The organism is Aeromonas sp. Marseille-Q5825 (genome assembly GCF_946892685.1).
Lineage (GTDB): Bacteria > Pseudomonadota > Gammaproteobacteria > Enterobacterales > Aeromonadaceae > Aeromonas > Aeromonas rivipollensis.
Genome location: NZ_CAMPOU010000003.1, coordinates 321,852 through 340,334, shown reverse-complemented (window position 1 = coordinate 340,334; position 18,483 = coordinate 321,852). Strand labels below are relative to the sequence as shown.

Here is an 18,483-nt window from a genome sequence, read left to right as displayed (position 1 = left end):
TGAAAATTATTATCAATTGCTTTGTGGCAGGGAAGGGGCAAGGGCAGCCAGCATGGAGGCCATGCCGGCTGCCCTGGGGGATGACCAGGCTCTAGCTCCGATCGCTCCCTCCCAGCGCCCGGTAGATCCCGGCCATGGTCTTGAGCTGGCTCTGTTGCTGGGCCAGCACGCCGAGCTCCGCATCCCACAGTCGATTCTGCTCGTCCAGCCAGGGCTGAACCCCGGTGGCGCCCGCCAGGAAGCGGGCCCCCGCCAGCCGCTCGGCCTCTTTGGCATAGGCCAGTTGCTGCTCGAGATAACGCAGCCGCTGCTCCCCCTGCTGACGAGCGGCCAGGCCGTCTTCCACCTCCAGCAGGGCCGTATAGAGCTGCTTGCGAAACTCGGTTTCGGCTATCTGATAGTCAATCTCGGAGCTCGCGATGGAGAGCCGGGTCTTGTTGTACTCGAGGAAGGGGAGCGCCAGGGTCGCGCCCAGGGTCCCCACCGGGTTCTGCAGCACCTGGGTCAGGGTGTCCGAGGTGGTGCTGGCGCCACCGGTGAGGCTGAGGGTGGGGTAGAAACCGGTGCGGATCTCGTCCCCTCTGGCCAGCGTCTTGCGAAGGCGCAGCTCGGCGGCCCGCACGTCTGGGCGCCTGGCCAGCATATCGGCGGGGATGCCGACCGCCAGCGTCGGAATGGGGCCCATGGCGAGGGAAGCCGGGGCAAATTCCAGCGGGCCGCTGCTGCGGCCGAGCAGCAGGCGCAGGGCGTTGCCGGCCTGCTCCCGTTGGAGGGTGAGGGAGGCGAGCTCCGCCTGCTTGCCGGCTTTCTGCTGGCTGGCCTGCACCAGATCGAGGCGGGTGACGGCGCCGGCGTCATATTTTGCCCGGGTCAGCCGCTCTATCCGCTCGTAGTTGGCCAGCTGACGCTCGCCAAGGGAGAGGGCCGAGCCGAGATACGCCAGCTGCCAGTATTGCTCCAGGGTCTTGCCTACCAGCATCAGGCGGGTGGCGGCGCTATCCTGCTCGCTGGCCTCTGCCTCCCACTGGGCCTGATCCCGCACCGAGGCGAGCCTGCCCCAGAGATCCACCTCATAGCTCAGGTTGAAGGAGGGGCCCAGGTTGCTGCTGGCGCTGCCGTCCTTCATGTTCTTGTTGCCGCTCGCCCCCAGGCTGGCGTTGACCGACGGGGTGAGGTTGGTGTCGGCGAGATCGGCGCCGAGCAGGGCACTTTTGAGCCTGAGCCCCGCCACCTGCATGTCCGGATTGGCCGCGAGCACCTCATCGACAAGTCGGTCGAGGGCGGGATCCTGGAACCCCTGCCACCAGAGCCCGGCCTGCTGGCTGCCAAGATCCCGGGCGTCCTGCTGCCACGCTGGCGCCACGTCCAGCTCGGGTCTGTGGTAGGTGCTCTGCTGGCTGCAGGCACTGAGGCAGGCGGTGAGAACCAGGCTAAGCGCCGTTTTTGACAAGCGGCTGCGCTCCTGGTTGGACGAGAGGCGCAGCCCCCGGCCGGATAAGTTGTGCATCATCATTCCCTCGCCAGTGCCTCGACCGGATCGAGCCGGGCCGCATTGCGGGCGGGCAGGTAACCAAACAGGATCCCGATGAGCGAGGAGCAACCGAAGGCCATCAGGATGGAGAAGAGCGAGAAACGCATCTGGAAGCTCTCCACGAGCAGGGAGAAGATAAAACCGATAAACATGGCCAGGCCGATGCCGAGCAGACCCCCCAGCAGGCTGACCATTACAGCCTCGATCAGAAACTGTTGCAAGATGTCGGACTGACGGGCGCCGACCGCGATGCGGATCCCTATTTCGCGGGTGCGCTCCACCACGGACACCAGCATGATGTTCATCACCCCGACCCCGCCGACGATGAGGGAGATCACCGCGATGGCGGAGACCAGCAGCGTCAGGGTGGCTGTGGTCTTCTCCACCGACTTGACGATGCTGTCGCTGCTGAAGGTGAAGAAATCCTTCACCCCGTGGCGCTGGGTCAGCAGCGCCACGGCGGCCTGCTCGGCCAGCGCGGGCTGGACCCCGTCCTTGACCCTTATGGTGATCTGGCTGAAGTGATTCTGGGAGATGAGGCGGCTCATCACGGCGCTGTAAGGCAGCCAGACATTGACCGACCGGCTGCTGGGGCCAAAGCCGGTCTCCTGGGCCACCACCCCGACGATGCGCACCGGCAGGGTGCCGACCAGCACCACCTGGCCGACGGGATCCGTCTTGCCGAGCAGGCTGGCTATGGTCTTGCCATCCACCACGGCCACCGCCGTCCGGCTGCGGATGTCCCGCTCATCGAGCAGGCGACCCTGGGTGAGGGTCATCCCCTTGACCCGGAAGAAGTCGCTGCCGACCCCCACGACGCTGCCGCTGCTGGTCTTGTTGCGATAGCGCAGCTGGCCCGAAGTGGCGATCTGGGGGCTGGCCCCCTCCAGATAGGGCTGGCCGAGCAGGGCGTCGAGATCCCGCTCGTTCAGGGTCTGGATGCTGGCGGCCTTCTCGTCGCCCCAATCCTTGCCGGGGAAGATGTCGATGGTATTGGTGCCCATGGCGTTGATGTCGTCGATCACCTTGGCGCGGGCCCCCTGACCCAGCGCCACCACGCTGACCACGGCGGCGATGCCGATGATGATGCCGAGCATGGTGAGGAAGGTGCGCATGCGGTGGGCCAGCATGGCGTGCAGGGCCATGCGACCCGCCTCCCGGTAGCGATCCCAGCCCTGGCTGCCGCGCCTGGCGACGGAGACTGTGGCGATCCGGTCCGGCGCCGGCTCGCGCGCTTCCTGCCCGGCGGCTGGTCGGGGGAGGGCGGAGACTGGGTTGGTGACGGCCTGCGGGATCTGCTGACTCTCCTCCCCGTGGGCCTGACTCGCAGAGATGACGGGGCTGGCAGCCGGTTGACCGCTGTCTTCCACCACGCGTCCGTCCCGCAGGGTGATGATGCGATTGGCATGGTTGGCCACCGCCATGTCGTGGGTCACCAGAATGATGGTGTGACCCTGTTCGTGCAGCTCCTTGAGGATGGCCATCACCTCCTTGCCGCTGTGGCTGTCGAGGGCGCCGGTGGGCTCGTCGGCCAGGATCACCTCGCCGCCATTGGCCAGCGCCCGGGCTATGCTGACCCGCTGCTGCTGACCGCCGGAGAGCTGGCCCGGCCTGTGGTGGCTGCGATCGCTCAAACCCAGACGGGCCAGCAGGGTGCGGGCACGTATCTGGCGCTCGGGGCGGGATGTGCCGGCATAGATGGCGGGGATCTCCACGTTGGCGGCCGCATCCAGATGGGGCAGCAGATGGTAGCGCTGGAAGATGAAACCGAAGTGGTGGCAGCGCAGCCGCGCCAGGGCCAGGGCATCCAGGCCGGCGGTGTCCTGACCGCGAAACAGATACTGGCCGCCGCTCGGGCGATCGAGACAGCCCAGCAGGTTCATCAGGGTGGACTTGCCGGAGCCGGAGGCGCCGACTATGGCCACCATCTCCCCCGCCGCTATGGTCAGATCCAGCGGGTGCAGCACAGTCACCTCGTGCTCCCCGCTCTGATAGCGGCGCTCTATGCCCTTGAGCTGGATCAGGGGCTCGCTCACGGAACCATCTCCATCTCATCGTTCTGGACGGGCTTGCCCTGCTCCAGAGTCACCTTGTCCTGATCGTTCAGGCCGCTCACCACCTCTATCTTGATGTCATCCTTCATGCCGGTCTTGATGCGGCGAGTCTCTTTCTGCCCGTCCTCCTTGAGCAGGGTGACCTCATATTCGTTCTCCCCCAGCTTCTTGCCGAGGGCGGTCTGGGGTATGGCCAATACCTGTTTGCGTTCACCCAGCACTATGGTGACCTGGGTCGTCATGGCGACCCTCAGCTGATGGTCGGGGTTGGGCACATCGAACAGGGCGTAGTAGTAGATGGCCGCATTGCTGGTGGTCGTGGTGTTGGCGCTCTGCTCGTTGATGTTGGTGGGGGCCAGCTCGACAGTGCGCAAGGTGCCGTGATAGCGGCGGTCCGGGTCTCCTATCAGGGTGAAGTAGACCGGCATGCCGGCCCTGACCTTGGTGACGTCCGCCTCCGAGATCTGCGCCTTGACCGTCATGGTGTCCAGGTTGGCGAGCTTGAGCAGGGTCGGTACCGTCTGGCTGGCGGCCAGGGTCTGCCCCTGGCGGGTCACTATGGAGACGACTGTGCCATCCATGGGGGCCTGAATGCGGTTATAGCCGAGCTCCGTCTTGGTGCGCTCCACCTTGATCAGGGCGTTGTCGATGTCCGCCTGGGCGCTTTGCAACTCGGCCCGGGTGACGGCCAGCTGCGCCTCTGCACTCTCCAGATCGGCCCGGGAGCTCGCCTCCTGCCTGAACATCTGCTGCTGGCGGCGCCAGGCCAGCTCGTTCTGCTTGAGCTGCGCCTGCTTGATCTTGAGCTGGGCACGGCGGCTGGCCAGCTCGGCCTCGGCGGTCTTGAGGTTGTTCTGGGCTATCAGGGGATCTATCTCTGCCAGCAGATCCCCCTGCTTGACCTGTTGCCCGGCTTCTACCGCCAGATAGGTGACCTGACCCGAGACCTGGGCCCCCACATCCACCTGCTCTATGGCCTGCAGGGCGCCGCTGGCCAGCACCGTCTGCTCCACGTCCTGACGGGTCACGGTCGCAGTCAGCACGGGGTCCGGGGTCTTGCCGGGCCAGGCCAGCCAGACCACGAAGGCCAGCAGCGCCAGGGCGAACAGGGCGTACTTGCCTGGTTTTGGAAGAGTCTTCATTTATCACCTGAACGAAACGAGTGAAGGCGTGCAAGGGCGATATCCTGCAGCAAATGGCACTTAAAAAGAAGCGAGCAATATGTAAGAAATCATGTAGATGAAGTTGTCAATTAAGGTGGGTGAGTGTCAGCCGGGGGAGGGAAGGCCAGACCTGCATGATACCTGCTGGAGGCGGTGCAAGGGGCTTGGGAGGTCTACCGAGGGGATAAATGCAGGGAGCTCGCTCATTGAGCGGGCTCCCGGGTACTCAGCCGACGGCCTTGAGCTGCTCGGCATAGGGCTCGTGGCAGATCTGGATATCGACGGGCAGCTTGTAGATGAGCAGGCGTGCCAGCGATCCCTCCATCCAGTGGTGGCGGCTGCCGACCAGCAGGAGCGAGGTCGAGTGGGAGCTCAGCCACTGGCCCAGATCCCTGACCACGTCATCGACCACCAGGCAGTGGTAATCCACAGGATGAGGCAGCAGGGTGATGAGTTCGCTGATGATGGCCTTGGCATCCAGCGTGCCCTGGGCACTGCGCTCTTCCTCGGACAGTGACAGGCTCTTGCGGCGCACCTTGCTGCTGTGCGTCAGGTGCAGCAAGGTCAAGTCGCAGCCCAGCCCTTGTGCCAGGCGGCTCGCCTTGGCCAGCGTCTCCTGCTCGTAATCCTTGCCTTCCAGCAACAGCACTATGTTGGTGTGGGTCATAAGCAGTTCTCCTTGGCATGGCGCGGGTCACCGGGAACAAAGGAGCTGTCCCCTACCACAGTGATCCCGCTCTGTATTGCATGGTACTCACTTGTCTGTCTGTGGGCGCCAGACGTCATCCTTTGTCGGTGAGGGCGCGCAAGATCATCTTCGTTTACATCAGCATAACAGACGCAGTTGAACGGAGAATGAAGACATGCCGCCCATGGCTCCCTTGATGGAGGAATGAGATGGGTAAATGGTCTATGGGCAGCACAGCAGTGGGGTTTGTCTTGGATGTGCCTGGTGATCATGCTGCTCGCCTGGCTTCAAGCCAAGGTGCCGGGATCTGGTGTCTAAGGGCGGGCAATCACAGTGGCGGTCGGCGGGCCGCCACTGTGACAGGGCTTAGCGGGGCACTTTTGACAGCTGCTGGGTCAACCAGGGAAGCCCCTCTTTCTTGCGGCTGAGGGCCCCCGCCAGCTGGACCGGCTCGGCGGGCAGTATGCCCCCGCTGGCAAAGTGGAGCTCACTGCTTCCCTTGGCCAGATCGGTCAGCATCAAGACATAACCATCCAGCGAGTCCAGGGTCAGCCTCGCGTCCATGGCTTGATGCAGCTCCTCCATCCGGCTGTGCACCTGGCTAGGATCCATCACGCAGATCTGGCTGACCATGAGGGAATGGCCCGCTATCTGGTAGGCCTTTTCGTCGGCAACGAGCAGCTCGCACAGGGGGGTATCGCCCAACTGGGTGCGCCGCTCCAGCAGGGTCTGGGCAAAGGGGGCCAGGGCCAGATCGGCGATGGGCAGCAGCCGGTCGACCGCTAGCCTGTCCTCTGCCGTGGTGGTGGGGGAGGTGAAGTTGAAGGTGTCGCTGATGATGGCCCCCAGCAACAACCTGGCCTGGGCGCGGGACAGATTGGCATGGCCCATCAGCTCCAGCAGCACGGTGGCACTGCACCCGACAGCCCTGATCCAGGCATCGAGGGGGCCACGGGTGATGAGGGTGCCGATGCGGTGGTGATCGATGAGGCCCTGCACATCGGCCTCGGCCAACCCCTCAGGTCCCTGCTCCAGTTCGCTGAAATCCACCAGAAAGACCGGCTTGTTGGCGACGCTGCCCGTCAGAACCGGGGGGGCCTCCACCCCTGCCGTCTCCAGGATGAAGCGGGTCTCGGCAATGGGGTCACCCAATGCATAGGCCTGGGCGGTGCGACCCTGACGGTTGAGCCAGTCGGCGGTGACCAGCGCGGTGCAGATGCTGTCGCTGTCGGGATTCTTGTGGCCAAAGACATGAAGCATGAGGCGGTTCCTGATGTGGGGTGATGGGCTCGGCCGCATGTCGCGGCGCCGGGCCTGAGAGGGCCATGGGGCCCGAGTCGGTTCCACTCTACTGTCTGGCGGTGATGGGGGCAAATCCGGCCAGGCTCTGGCCTCTGGCCTGGGGCACCGAGAGTCGGAGAAGGAGAGGGTGCACCGCCGTCATTGATCAGGGCCGCTGGCGGCGGGTCCGGGGCATGGGGTCACTGAGTGGGCATGCTTGGGTTCCTGATTTCGGGCAGATTACCGAAAGACTTGAAGTCCCGCTTCTCTGGGCAGGCCACCGAGGGGGATGGCTCGCCACTCAAGGCAGGCTGCCGGAGAGTGGTTACTCACCTCCCCGGTCAGGGAATCGAAAAGGTTGATGACATGCCAGGGCTGGCGCCGGAAGGCTGATGACTCACTCCCTGTCAGGTCATCGAAGGGGCTGATGGCTCGCCGCCCCTGGGGCGGCGAGCTGCGTCGATGGCTTGCCGCACCGCCCTCAGGAGGTAAGCAGCTCGCGGGCGTTGGCCAGGGTGTTGTCGGTGATCTGATCCCCGCCCAGCAGACGGGCCAGCTCGTTGAGGCGGGCACCCTGGTTGAGCGCCTGCATCTGGGTCTCCGTGGTCTTGCCGTCCGTGTGCTTGCTGACCACCATGTGCTGGTGGCCCTTGCCGGCCACCTGGGGCAGGTGGGTGACCACCATCACCTGGGTGGATTCGCCGAGCTGGCGAAGCAGACGGCCCACCACTGCCGCCGTCGGGCCGCTGATCCCTACGTCCACCTCGTCGAAAATCAGGGTGGGGGTGGAGATCTTGCGGGCACTGATTACCACTATGGCGAGGCTGATGCGCGACAGCTCGCCGCCGGAGGCCACCTTGCCCAGCGGCTGTATGGGCTGCCCAGGGTTGGTGGTGACCATGAGTTCCACTCGATCGATACCGAGTGGCGACAGGCTGCTCTGGGCGTCGGGGCGCACCTCGATGGCGAAGCGGCCATCGGGCATAGCCAGCTCGTGCATGCTGGCGGTCACCTGGGTGGCCAGCTCCTGGGCGTAGCGCTGACGGCTCTGGCTGAGCACCTCTGCCGCCTGGACAAAGGCCTGACGGGCCTCGGCCAGTTCATCCTCCATCCCCTCTAACCGCTCCTCATCGGAGTGGAGACGGGCGAGATCCTTGGCCAGCTCCTGATGGTGCGACGGGAGATCCGCCGGCTTGACGTGGTGCTTGCGGGCCAGATTGATCGCCTTGGAGAGGCGGGCCTCCAGCTCGTTGAAACGCTCGGGATCCAGCTCCAGCAGATCCAGATAGCTGCGCAGCTCGCTGTGGCTCTCCTGCACCCCTATCAGGGCTTCGTTCAGCATGCCGAGCACGTTGCCAAGGCGGCTATCCATGCCGGCCAGGGTCTCGGCCCTGTCCACCGCCACCTGCAGCAGGCCGGCTATGGTGGTCTCCTCGTTGTCATAGAGCAGGTCGAGGCAATAGCCGCACTCCTGCATCAGCTCGGTGCCGTTGGCGAGGCGCTGGTGCTCCTCTTCGATGGCCTCAAACTCCCCGGGTTGCAGGGCGAACTCATCCAGCTCCTGCACCTGATATTCGATGAGTTGACGACGGGCTTCCCGCTGCTGCTGTTCGGCCTTGAGGCGGTTGAGCTCGTTTTGCAGCTGGCGCCACAGCTGATAGTGCTGGCGCACCTCATCGAGCAGCAGGTGGTGGCCGGCATAGCCATCCAGCAGGGCGAGCTGATAGTCGGGTTTGAGCAGCAGCTGATGCGCGTGCTGGCCGTGAACGTTGACCAGCAACTGACCCAGGCTCTTGAGCTGCACCAGGGGGACGGGGACGCCGTTGATGTAGCTGCGCGAGCGCCCCTCGGCGGAGAGTACCCGCCGCACTATGCACTCACCCTCGTTCTCCAGCTCGTTGGTGGCGAGCCAGGCGCGGGCGGCAGGGTTGCCGTCCAGCAGGAAACGGGCACTGACTTCCGTCTTGTCGCTGCCCGGCCGCACCATGCTGGCTTCGGCCCGCTCGCCGAGGCAGAGGCCGAGGGCGTCGATGGCAATGGATTTGCCTGCCCCCGTCTCCCCTGTGATGCAGGTCATGCCGGATTGCAGATCGAGTTCGAGAAACTTGACGATGGCGAAGTTGTTGACGGTCAGCTGGGTCAGCATGGTCTCATCCTGTATGGGTCAACATTACTGTGTATGCATCCAGTATATACTGGTCTTATATACAGTAAAGTGTGCGGGGCGGGATTTTTTGCCGGGCAAGGGGGTGAGGGGCTGTGCGAGGGGTCACAACTGGCCGTCATGGCATCCCATGGGTGATGTGTCCCTGGAGGGCAGGCGCGCGATCAGCCTGTATTCGTTCACCTTTTTGGGGTCTTGTCGAGGCAGTGAACTTGTGGAGTCGGGGTGGCTGAGACACACTCGAGACAGGCTAGGCTCAGGTTCAACGGGCAGGCCACCATGCTCTTCACCAAGGATGCGTCTAGATGATCCACACCCCGACCCTGCTGTTGATCTCCCTGGCAATCAATCTGATGTCGGCATTGCTCATGTTGTTCATCCACTTCTTGAAGCCTGGTCGGCGAAACTTCCTGTTCTGGTCCCTGTCGGCCTTCCTCTTCTCCCTCTCCATCTTGCTGCTCAGTCTGGGGATAGGGAGTGGCCATCCGGCCCTGGGGATCAGGGTCGGTGGCCTGGTCTCCCTCATGAGCATATTGCTGTTACTGGCCGGCTTTTATGCCCTCTACGGTCTGTCATGGCGCCCCCGCACCCTGTGGGGAGGGGTTGCCCTGTTGCTGCTTGCCTATCTGGGGTTGTCGAGCCATTTCGAGGTGCGCATGGTGCTGGCCCTGATGGAGTCTGTGGTCTACCTCTGGTGTGCTTGTCTCATCGTCTCCCTCAGCCGCCACCAGAAGCGGGTGCTCCATGCCGTCGCCGTCATCTACCTGCTGCATTTCACCATATTGCTGAGCCAGGGGTTGCTGCTCTTGCTGGGGGCCAATGGCCCCGTGAGTGAGGGAGACTGGCTGCTCGATGCCATCTTCTTCATGCACATGGTGCTGACCATAGGCTCGGTATTGCTGCTGCCCCTAGTGGCCTATGTGGAGGCGGAGCAGGCGCTGCTGGCCCTCTCGGAGCGGGATCCCCTCACCGGGGTGCTCAACCGGCGGGGCCTGTTCAGACAGGGGGAGCGGGCGCGGCCGAGGCAGATGCGCTGCGTGGTGGTGCTCGACATAGACCACTTCAAGAGCGTCAATGACAGATTTGGTCACGGCTGTGGTGATGAGGTGATCCGGTTCGTGGCCCGGGTGCTGGTGGCCGAGGCGCGCAAGGATGATCTGGTGGGGCGCATAGGTGGCGAGGAGTTCGCCATCATCATGGGAGGGGTGAACGGCCAGATGGCCCATGACATCTGCGACCGGATCCGCCGCCAGATAGAGACGGGCTCCCGTCAGGGGGCCTGCCCGCCGTGCGAGGGGGTGACTGTCAGTGTGGGGGGCGTCTGCGCCTGTGCTGATACAGGGTTGGCGCACTTGCTGACGAAGGCCGACGAGGCCATGTACAGGGTCAAGGCGGCGGGGCGAAATGGCGTGCTTCTGCAGCTCGAACCCGGACAGCTTCGGCTGGTTGAGGGCGGCGAGGGCTAGGCTCTCGCCGCCAGCCTTGTTGCGGCCCGGGCCCGCTGGCTAGAACAGCTTGCTACCCCAGCCGAGCTTGTTGCGCAGCACGTGGAAGTAGCTGTAATCCAGCGGGTGCACCAGATGCAGCTTGTGTTGGCTCTTCTTGATGAGGATCTCGTCCCCCGGGTGGACCGCCAGGGTCACCTGGCCGTCGCAGCTCACCTGCATGGCGTCGTCCTGATTGTCGGGGGAGACCAGCAGCCGTACCTCGCTGTCCGCATCCAGCACTATGGGGCGGCTGCTCAGGGTGTGCGGGAACATGGGCACCAGCGTGATGGCGTTGAGCTTGGGGGTGAGGATGGCGCCCCCCGCCGACAATGAGTAGGCGGTGGAGCCGGTGGGGGTGGCCACTATGATGCCGTCCGAGCGCTGGCTGTACATGAAGCTGCCATCGATATAGACCTCGAACTCTATCATGTGGGCTATCTTGCCCGGGTGCAGCACCGCCTCGTTGACCGCCAGGTTGCTCGACTTGCGCTCGCCGTGGCGATAGACGGCGGCCTCCAGCAGGAAGCGGTGCTCGCTCTTGAAGTGGCCGGAGAGCACCTGCTCCAGGGGCAGCAGGTAATCCTGGGGGGAGAGATCGGTCAGGAAGCCGAGGTTGCCCCGGTTCACCCCTATCACAGCCACATCGAACCGGGACAGCACCCGGGCCGCCCCCAGCATGTTGCCGTCACCGCCGACCACTATGGCCAGATCCGCCTGCTCACCGAGCTGCACCAGATCCATCACGTTGTCACCCAAGAGCCCTAAGGTCTGGGCGACCCGGCTCTCCAGCAGCACCCGAAAACCGCGGGTACTCAGGTATTGATGCAGGCCGCTGAGGGTCTGGTTGGCCCCTTCATGATGGGGCTTGCCGATGAGGGCAACGGCTTTGAACGGAGAATCCATAGGTTATCGGGTCTGGGGAAGTCTTGCGGGGAGTATACCGCGCTTTGCCGGGGATTTGTCTGTCTCCATGCCCCTTGGCGCAATCGGCCCCGAAAAGCGGCAAGCTGGCCGGCTGGCGAGAGGCATTGCGCCTGATATGCCCTTTTCCCCTTGAAAGACGGGGCTGCGTCCCCATAATAGCGCCAACACAGGGTCCGTTGACGCGTGTCGCTTACCTGAACGTCAGCAACCCCTCGTAAGTAACCCCTGAATATTGGAGATGTCATGAGCCACGAAGAACAAAAGGTTGAAGCGATGGAGCAAGTGGAAGCCCAGCCAGTCGAGCCGACCGATGTAGACAGTGAAGTGACAGCCGAGCAGGCCCGCATTGCCGAGCTGGAGGCCCAGTTGGAGGCAGCCCAGCAGGCCTCCCTGGAAGAGCGTGAGCGCGCCGTGCGTGCCGTCGCCGAGATGGAAAACCTGCGTCGCCGCGCCGCTCAGGACGTGGAGAAGGCCCACAAGTTCGCGCTGGAGAAGTTCGCCGGCGAGCTGCTGCCGGTGCTGGACAACCTGGAGCGTGCCATCGAGCTGGCCGACAAGGAAAATGAGGCGCTCAAGCCGATGATCGAAGGGGTCGAGCTGACCCTCAAATCCATGCAGAGCTCGGTGGCCAAGTTTGGCCTGCTCCCGCTGGATCCGCTGAACCAGCCGTTCGATCCCAACGCCCATCAGGCGATCAGCATGATCGACAATGCCGAAGTGGCAGCGAACACCGTCATCGCCGTGATGCAGAAGGGCTATGAACTCAACGGTCGGGTGATCCGTCCGGCCATGGTGATGGTCTCCAAGGCCCCGGCCTGAGTCCCGTCGCTGTGCTGAGCCCGCCGCTCGGCGGGCTTTTTATTGGTAGCGGCGCCATCAGGGTATTGATTGGCGCCATTTGGCAAGCACTCTTGCGCCCAAGGGGCAAGAATGCGCGGTTTTTTAAGGTCAGGGCTTGAAGCGTCGGCTCGAGACCCCATATAGGTGGCAAGGCCACGGCGGCATCTGATTTCAGTGGCATGGAAACTTAGGTGACACGGAAAGAATTTGATGTCGGGTGCTTGAAAGCCACAGTGGCAGGCCCCACCTAGCCGTTAACGTATTTAAGGCGAGCCCCTCGCCAGTTTATTCAAAGTATTTGGAGATTCGTCAAATGGGTAAAATCATCGGTATTGACCTGGGTACTACCAACTCCTGCGTTGCTATTCTGGATGGCGACCATGCTCGCGTGATCGAGAACGCGGAAGGCGACCGTACTACTCCGTCCATCATTGCCTATGCCGATGACGGCGAAATCCTGGTTGGTCAGCCGGCCAAGCGCCAAGCCATCACCAACCCGAAGAACACGCTGTTCGCTATCAAGCGTCTGATTGGCCGTCGTTTCGAAGATGAAGAAGTACAGCGCGATCTGAAGATCATGCCGTACGCCATCGCCAAGGCTGACAACGGTGACGCCTGGGTAGAAGTCAAAGGCAAGAAGATGGCACCGCCGCAGATCTCTGCCGAAGTGCTGAAGAAGATGAAGAAGACCGCCGAGGATTACCTGGGCGAGCCGGTGACCGAAGCGGTCATCACAGTACCGGCCTACTTCAACGACGCCCAGCGTCAGGCCACCAAGGATGCCGGTCGCATCGCCGGTCTGGATGTAAAACGCATCATCAACGAACCGACTGCTGCGGCCTTCGCCTATGGCGTGAACAAGGTCAAGGGCGAGCGCAAGGTTGCCGTCTATGACCTGGGCGGCGGTACCTTCGACATCTCCATCATCGAGATCGACGAAGTGGAAGGTGAAACCACCTTCGAAGTACTGGCGACCAACGGTAACACCCACCTGGGTGGTGAAGACTTCGACAACCGCGTCATCAACTACCTGGTAGACGAGTTCAAGCGTGAGCAGGGCATCGACCTGCGCAACGACCAGCTGGCTCTGCAGCGTCTGAAAGATGCCGCCGAGAAAGCCAAGATCGAGCTCTCTTCCGCCCAGCAGACCGACGTCAACCTGCCGTACATCACTGCAGATGCCACAGGTCCGAAGCACATGAACATCAAGGTGACCCGCGCCAAGCTGGAATCCCTGGTGGAAGACATGGTGAAAGACTCCCTGGAGCCGGTTCGTGTCGCCCTGAAAGACTCCGGTCTGGCGGTTGGCGAGATCGACGACGTCATCCTGGTGGGTGGTCAGACCCGTATGCCGCTGGTTCAGAAGACCGTTGCCGACTTCTTTGGCAAAGAGCCGCGTAAAGACGTCAACCCGGACGAAGCCGTGGCCATGGGTGCTGCCATCCAGGGGGCCGTACTGTCCGGTGACAAGACAGACGTACTGCTGCTGGACGTGACCCCGCTCTCTCTGGGTATCGAAACCATGGGCAGCGTGATGACTGCTCTGATCGAGAAGAACACCACCATTCCGACCAAGAAGTCTCAGGTGTTCTCCACTGCCGAAGACAACCAGTCTGCCGTGACCATTCACGTGCTGCAGGGTGAGCGCAAGCGTGCCAGCGACAACAAGTCCCTGGGCCAGTTCAACCTGGAAGGCATCCGTCCGGCACCGCGCGGTCTGCCGCAGATCGAAGTGACCTTCGACATTGACGCCAACGGTATCCTGCACGTCTCCGCGAAAGACAAGGAGACCAACAAGGAGCAGAAGATCACCATCCAGGCCTCCTCTGGTCTGTCTGATGACGAGATCGAGCGCATGGTACGCGAAGCCGAAGCCAACGCGGCGGAAGACAAGAAGTTCGAAGAGCTGGTGCAGACCCGCAACCAGGCTGACGGTCTGGTCCACTCGGTCCGCAAGCAGGTCACCGAAGCCGGTGACGCCCTGCCTGCCGACGACAAGACCAAGATTGAAACCGCACTGTCCGAGCTGGAAGCCGTCATCAAGGGTGACGACAAGGCTGCCATCGAAGCCAAGCAACAGGCCCTGATGGAAGCGTCCCAGAAGCTGATGGAGATTGCCCAGCAGCAGGCTCAGGCGCAAGGCGCCGGTGCCGAGGCCGGTCACTCCTCTTCTTCCGCCAAGGCTGACGACGACGTGGTCGACGCCGAGTTCGAAGAAGTGAAAGACGACAAGAAATAAGCCCAACCCAGATGGGCAGAGCAGACTCTGCCCATCGGCTCAGTCAATGATTTCACGGGCGTTGGGTAACCAACGCCCGTCTGCATAACGGCTTAAGTAGAACAGGATGAGTATGTCGAAGCGCGATTTCTACGAAGTGCTCGGGGTATCGAAAGGTGCCGACGAGCGCGAGATCAAGAAGGCGTACAAGCGTCTGGCGATGAAGTATCACCCGGATCGCAATCAGGGTGATGCCGCATCGGAAGAGAAGTTCAAAGAGGTCAAGGAAGCCTACGAGGTCCTGACCGACGAGAACCTGCGTGCCCGCTATGACCAGTACGGTCATGCCGGCGTGGATCAGAGCCAGGGCGGTGGCCACGGCGGTGGTGCCGATTTCGGTGACATCTTCGGCGATGTGTTTGGTGACATCTTCGGTGGTCGTGGGGGTGGTCGTCGCGGCCCGGCCCGTGGCTCCGACCTGCGCTACAACATGGAGCTGACGCTGGAAGAGGCGGTGCGCGGGGTCTCCAAGGAGATCAAGATCCCGACCCAGGTCCATTGCGAGGTCTGCAACGGGTCCGGTGCCCACACCGGCAGCCAGGCCCATACCTGCCCGACCTGCCACGGCTCCGGTCAGGTGCAGATGCGCCAGGGCTTCTTCGCGGTGCAACAGGCCTGCCCCCACTGTCACGGTCGCGGCAAGATCATCAAGGATCCGTGCCGCAAGTGCCATGGGGAAGGGCGCTACCAGAAGACCAAGACCCTGTCGGTCAAGATCCCGGCGGGCGTCGATACCGGCGATCGCATCCGTCTCTCCGGCGAAGGGGAAGCGGGGGAGGCCGGCGCACCGGCCGGGGATCTCTACGTACAGGTCCACGTCAAGGAGCACGAGATCTTCGTGCGTGACGGCAACGATCTCTACTGCGAGGTGCCCATCAGCTTCACCACGGCGGCGCTCGGCGGCGAGATCGAAGTGCCGACCCTGGATGGCCGGGTCAAGCTCAAGGTCACGGCGGAAACCCAGACCGGCAAGCTGTTCCGCCTGCGGGGCAAGGGCGTCAAGTCCGTGCGCTCCGGCCAGGTGGGGGATCTGATGTGCAAGGTGGTGATCGAGACCCCGGTCAAGCTGACCGAGACCCAGAAAGATCTGCTGCGCCAGCTGGACGAGTCCTTCAGCGGTGCCGCCGCCAAGACCCACAAGCCGAAATCCGAAGGCTTCTTCGAAGGGGTGAAACGCTTCTTCGACGATCTGACCAAGTAACCGCAACCCGCGTGACCCAAGCCGGCCTTCAGTGCCGGCTTTCTTTTGGCTATGTCCCAATTACGTGTTGCATGGGGCGCCCCAGCGCCTCATACAAGCAACGTGGGATAGTCACTTCCCGTCCATAGCGTTCCAGCATCCTTCGCCAACCCAGATAATTCCTCAGATAGTGGGTCGCTACCCCATGGAACCGATCCATCCACTCTTTCAACCGACGGTGATATCCGTTTACATGCTGGATGTGGTACGCGCCAACCACGCGCTCACCTTGACGATTGCGCACGACCTGATGGGTCACTCCCTGCGCTTTGCTGAAACTGGCATACACCCCGGCGCCATCGCTACACAACACCGCATCTGACGAGACAAGGGGTGTCAAAAACGCTATCACCGTCTCGGCATTCATTTTCTCCAACTGAAAATCCGCATGGTGACCAGCCCGGTCCTGAACCACCATCACCGGGATGTAATCCGACCCTGTGCCTCGGGTACGGCCTTTGCCCCCACGATGACGGGCCGGGCGGGGCAAACCACGTTGCCCTTTAAACGACTCCAGGAAGAAGGTCTCATCGACTTCGACGATACCCCCTTCCCGTGCCGCCTGGTGGCTCGCCATGGCTTTCAGGAAGCGGTGACGCCACAAAAAGGCGGTGTTTTTACAGACCCCGCAGCGGGCGGCAGCCTGTCGCACGGTCAGCCCGTCGATGAGGGCCTGGGCATAGTCTTCCCAGCACTGTGCCTTGCGAAGTCGGGCCAGTGGCGTCTTGGTGAGAACGGAGCTGGTACGCAGACACTGCTTGCAGCGATAGCGACGCAGCCCTCGACTCCAGCCCCAGGGAGCCAACTGCGCGGCCTCGGCCTGGCAGTGAGGGCAACATTGGCAAGGGGGGAGTTGGGTGGCTAACGAGGTGATGGGGTGAGGAGCGGTGAGTTCATGTTGCGCGAGGCGACGCTGGCGCAAAGTGAGCTGTGGGAAAAGAGAGAGTAGATGTTGAAAGGCTTGGGTATCCATGATGGAGGCCCTCAAGGTGATGACCTACTTCAAGGTTAGCCTTTCAACACATAACTGGGACAGCGCCTTTCTTTTTGCCTGCGATTTGCCCCGGATCCGCCCTATTGAGTGGATCCCGATGAGGGATCCTCCTCACAACTCCCGGCGGTTTTCCCTGTGCAAACGTTACTCTGATCACAAGTGGCTGAAACGGTTTAGCTGGCATATTGAGTTAGCTAAAGCGGTTTAGCTATTCTCTGCTCGTCCATAACAACAGCGCCCGGACGGGCGGCAGATGACAGGTGAGGAAGATGACGATGTTCAAGAGCAAGTTGGCGCTGGCGGTGGCGCTGGGGTTGGGAATGAGCAGCCCGCTGTGGGCGGCACAGGGCGGTATCGAAGCGCGTCTGGCGGCGCTGGAGGCGCGGGTGCAGGCGGCTGAGTCCCGCGCCGCCGCCGCCGAAGCGCGGGCCGACGAGGCCCAGAGCAAGGCGAGCGAGGCCCGGGAGACGGCAGTGGTGGCCAAGGCCCAGAGCGAGAAGGTGGACAAGCAGACCGCCGGTGCCCAGGGCTTCGAGTTTCACGGCTATGCCCGCTCGGGCCTCCTGGTCAATAGCAACGGCAACGGCGGGCGCGGCGGCCCTTACGTGACGCCGGCCGGCTCTGTGGGCGGGGCCGTGGGTCGCCTTGGCAACGAAGACGACACCTACATGGAGGCGAATCTGCTGAAGACCCAGACCTTCGATGACGGCAGCTGGGCCCGCTACAAGCTGATGCTGGCGGACGGAGTGGAGACCAGCAACGACTGGACCGCCAGCGATTCCAGCCTCAACACCCGTCAGGTGTTTGCCGAAATCGGCGACCTGGCGAGCTTCAGCGGCCCCTTCCAGCACTCTGTGCTATGGGCGGGCAAGCGCTTCGATCGGGACAACTTCGACATCCACTGGCTCGACTCGGACGTGGTCTTCCTGGCCGGTACCGGCGGCGGCGTCTACGACGTGCAGCTGGCCGACAGCTGGAAGGCGAACTTCTCCCTCTACGGCCGTGACTACGGCGACATCAGCGCCAGCGGCCTGTCCGACATCGAGAGCTACATCCTCACCATGAACAACAGGGTCGGCAACTGGCAGTGGATGCTCAGCGGCCTCTCGGCCAAGGATAACGAGGCGCGCATCAACGACGGCGGCGTTGGCAGCGAGGCGGCGAACAAGGGGGCGCACACCCTGCTGGCCTATCACGGTGAGAGCTTCTTCGGCATCAATCCCGGCTTCTCCAAGGCCGCCGTGCTCTACGGCCATGGCCTGGGGGCCGAGCTCAAGGGGTTGGGCTCCGACAGCGAGCTGCTGCCGGACGCCGACGCGGTGCGGGTCGCCGTGTTTGGTGCCACCGATCTCAACCCGCGCTGGCGGCTGGCTCCGGCCCTGCTGGCGGAGCAGAGCCAGGATCGCTACGTGAAGGGGGACGAGTATCAGTGGCTGACCCTCAACACCCGGGTGGCCCAGGTGCTGAGCCAGAACGTCGAGCTGGTCTACGAGGCCGCCTGGCAGTACATGGATCTGGATCCCAAAGGCTACAAGGGGCGTCAGGCGGTGAGCGGCAACTTCACCAAGCTCACCTTCGCCCCCACCTTCAAGGCGCAGACCGCCGGCTTCTTCGAGCGGCCCGAGCTGCGGGTATTCGCCACCTGGATGGACTGGTCCTCCGAGCTCGACAACTACGCCAGCACAGATGCCATGGGCCAGAGCGATTTCACCGCCGGTGGCGAGTGGAACTTTGGCGTGCAGATGGAAACCTGGTTCTAGTTCGTTATCCCGATCACAAAAATGGCAGACGGCGCCGGGATCTATTGGTTAGCTAAAACGGTTTAGCTGATAATGCCGA

Annotated in this window: 13 protein-coding genes; 5 read left to right on the top strand and 8 right to left on the bottom strand. The window is 63.0% G+C overall.

The window, feature by feature from the left end; translation table 11 throughout:
• Positions 1-91 precede the first annotated feature (91 nt).
• The 6 genes from OC537_RS09835 to recN all read right to left on the bottom strand — a co-directional run bounded on the left by OC537_RS09835 (position 92) and on the right by recN (position 8,863).
• Positions 92-1,507, bottom strand: coding sequence for an efflux transporter outer membrane subunit (locus OC537_RS09835; protein ID WP_262110920.1), 1,416 nt, complete (start codon positions 1,505-1,507; stop codon positions 92-94).
• Between the two features lie 2 nt (positions 1,508-1,509).
• Entirely contained in the window at positions 1,510-3,567 is a 2,058-nt protein-coding gene (locus tag OC537_RS09830; RefSeq protein ID WP_262110919.1) for a MacB family efflux pump subunit, read from the bottom strand.
• Entirely contained in the window at positions 3,564-4,727 is a 1,164-nt protein-coding gene (locus tag OC537_RS09825) for an efflux RND transporter periplasmic adaptor subunit (RefSeq protein WP_262110918.1), read from the bottom strand. Before OC537_RS09825 ends, OC537_RS09830 begins: the two co-directional genes overlap by 4 nt.
• A 247-nt stretch (positions 4,728-4,974) precedes the next feature.
• A complete protein-coding gene (locus OC537_RS09820; protein ID WP_163135351.1) occupies positions 4,975-5,415 on the bottom strand; it encodes a universal stress protein in 441 nt (146 codons plus the stop codon).
• A 387-nt stretch (positions 5,416-5,802) separates the two neighbouring features.
• Positions 5,803-6,696 (bottom strand): DHHA2 domain-containing protein, encoded by an 894-nt coding sequence (locus tag OC537_RS09815; RefSeq protein WP_262110917.1) that lies wholly within the window; start codon positions 6,694-6,696, stop codon positions 5,803-5,805.
• Between the two features lie 502 nt (positions 6,697-7,198).
• A complete protein-coding gene (gene recN / locus OC537_RS09810; RefSeq protein ID WP_262110916.1) occupies positions 7,199-8,863 on the bottom strand; it encodes a DNA repair protein RecN in 1,665 nt (554 codons plus the stop codon).
• A 323-nt stretch (positions 8,864-9,186) separates the two neighbouring features.
• Here recN and OC537_RS09805 point away from each other — a divergent pair, with 323 nt between their 5' ends.
• Entirely contained in the window at positions 9,187-10,347 is a 1,161-nt protein-coding gene (locus OC537_RS09805) for a sensor domain-containing diguanylate cyclase (protein ID WP_262110915.1), read from the top strand.
• A 39-nt stretch (positions 10,348-10,386) separates the two neighbouring features.
• Here the strand turns inward: OC537_RS09805 and nadK are convergent, their stop codons facing one another.
• Positions 10,387-11,271, bottom strand: a complete 885-nt coding sequence (gene nadK / locus OC537_RS09800) for an NAD(+) kinase (RefSeq protein ID WP_262110914.1) — start codon at positions 11,269-11,271, stop codon at positions 10,387-10,389.
• A 264-nt stretch (positions 11,272-11,535) separates the two neighbouring features.
• Here nadK and grpE point away from each other — a divergent pair, with 264 nt between their 5' ends.
• From grpE to dnaJ, 3 genes are all read left to right on the top strand, one after another.
• A complete protein-coding gene (gene grpE, locus OC537_RS09795) occupies positions 11,536-12,111 on the top strand; it encodes a nucleotide exchange factor GrpE (RefSeq protein WP_042649832.1) in 576 nt (191 codons plus the stop codon).
• A gap of 334 nt (positions 12,112-12,445) precedes the next feature.
• Entirely contained in the window at positions 12,446-14,371 is a 1,926-nt protein-coding gene (gene dnaK / locus OC537_RS09790; protein WP_042649831.1) for a molecular chaperone DnaK, read from the top strand.
• Between the two features lie 112 nt (positions 14,372-14,483).
• Positions 14,484-15,611 carry a molecular chaperone DnaJ gene (gene dnaJ, locus OC537_RS09785; protein WP_042649830.1) on the top strand — a complete coding sequence of 376 codons (1,128 nt, stop codon included), beginning with the start codon at positions 14,484-14,486 and terminating at the stop codon, positions 15,609-15,611.
• A 49-nt stretch (positions 15,612-15,660) separates the two neighbouring features.
• On the opposite strand, the gene OC537_RS09780 is transcribed toward dnaJ, so the two are convergent.
• Complete coding sequence (locus OC537_RS09780; protein ID WP_262108247.1) at positions 15,661-16,623, bottom strand: IS1595 family transposase; 963 nt, start codon at positions 16,621-16,623, stop codon at positions 15,661-15,663.
• A 290-nt stretch (positions 16,624-16,913) separates the two neighbouring features.
• Here OC537_RS09780 and OC537_RS09775 point away from each other — a divergent pair, with 290 nt between their 5' ends.
• The gene (locus tag OC537_RS09775) at positions 16,914-18,404 is read left to right on the top strand and encodes a carbohydrate porin (protein WP_262110913.1); all 1,491 of its coding nucleotides are present in this window, start codon (positions 16,914-16,916) and stop codon (positions 18,402-18,404) included.
• Positions 18,405-18,483 lie beyond the last annotated feature (79 nt).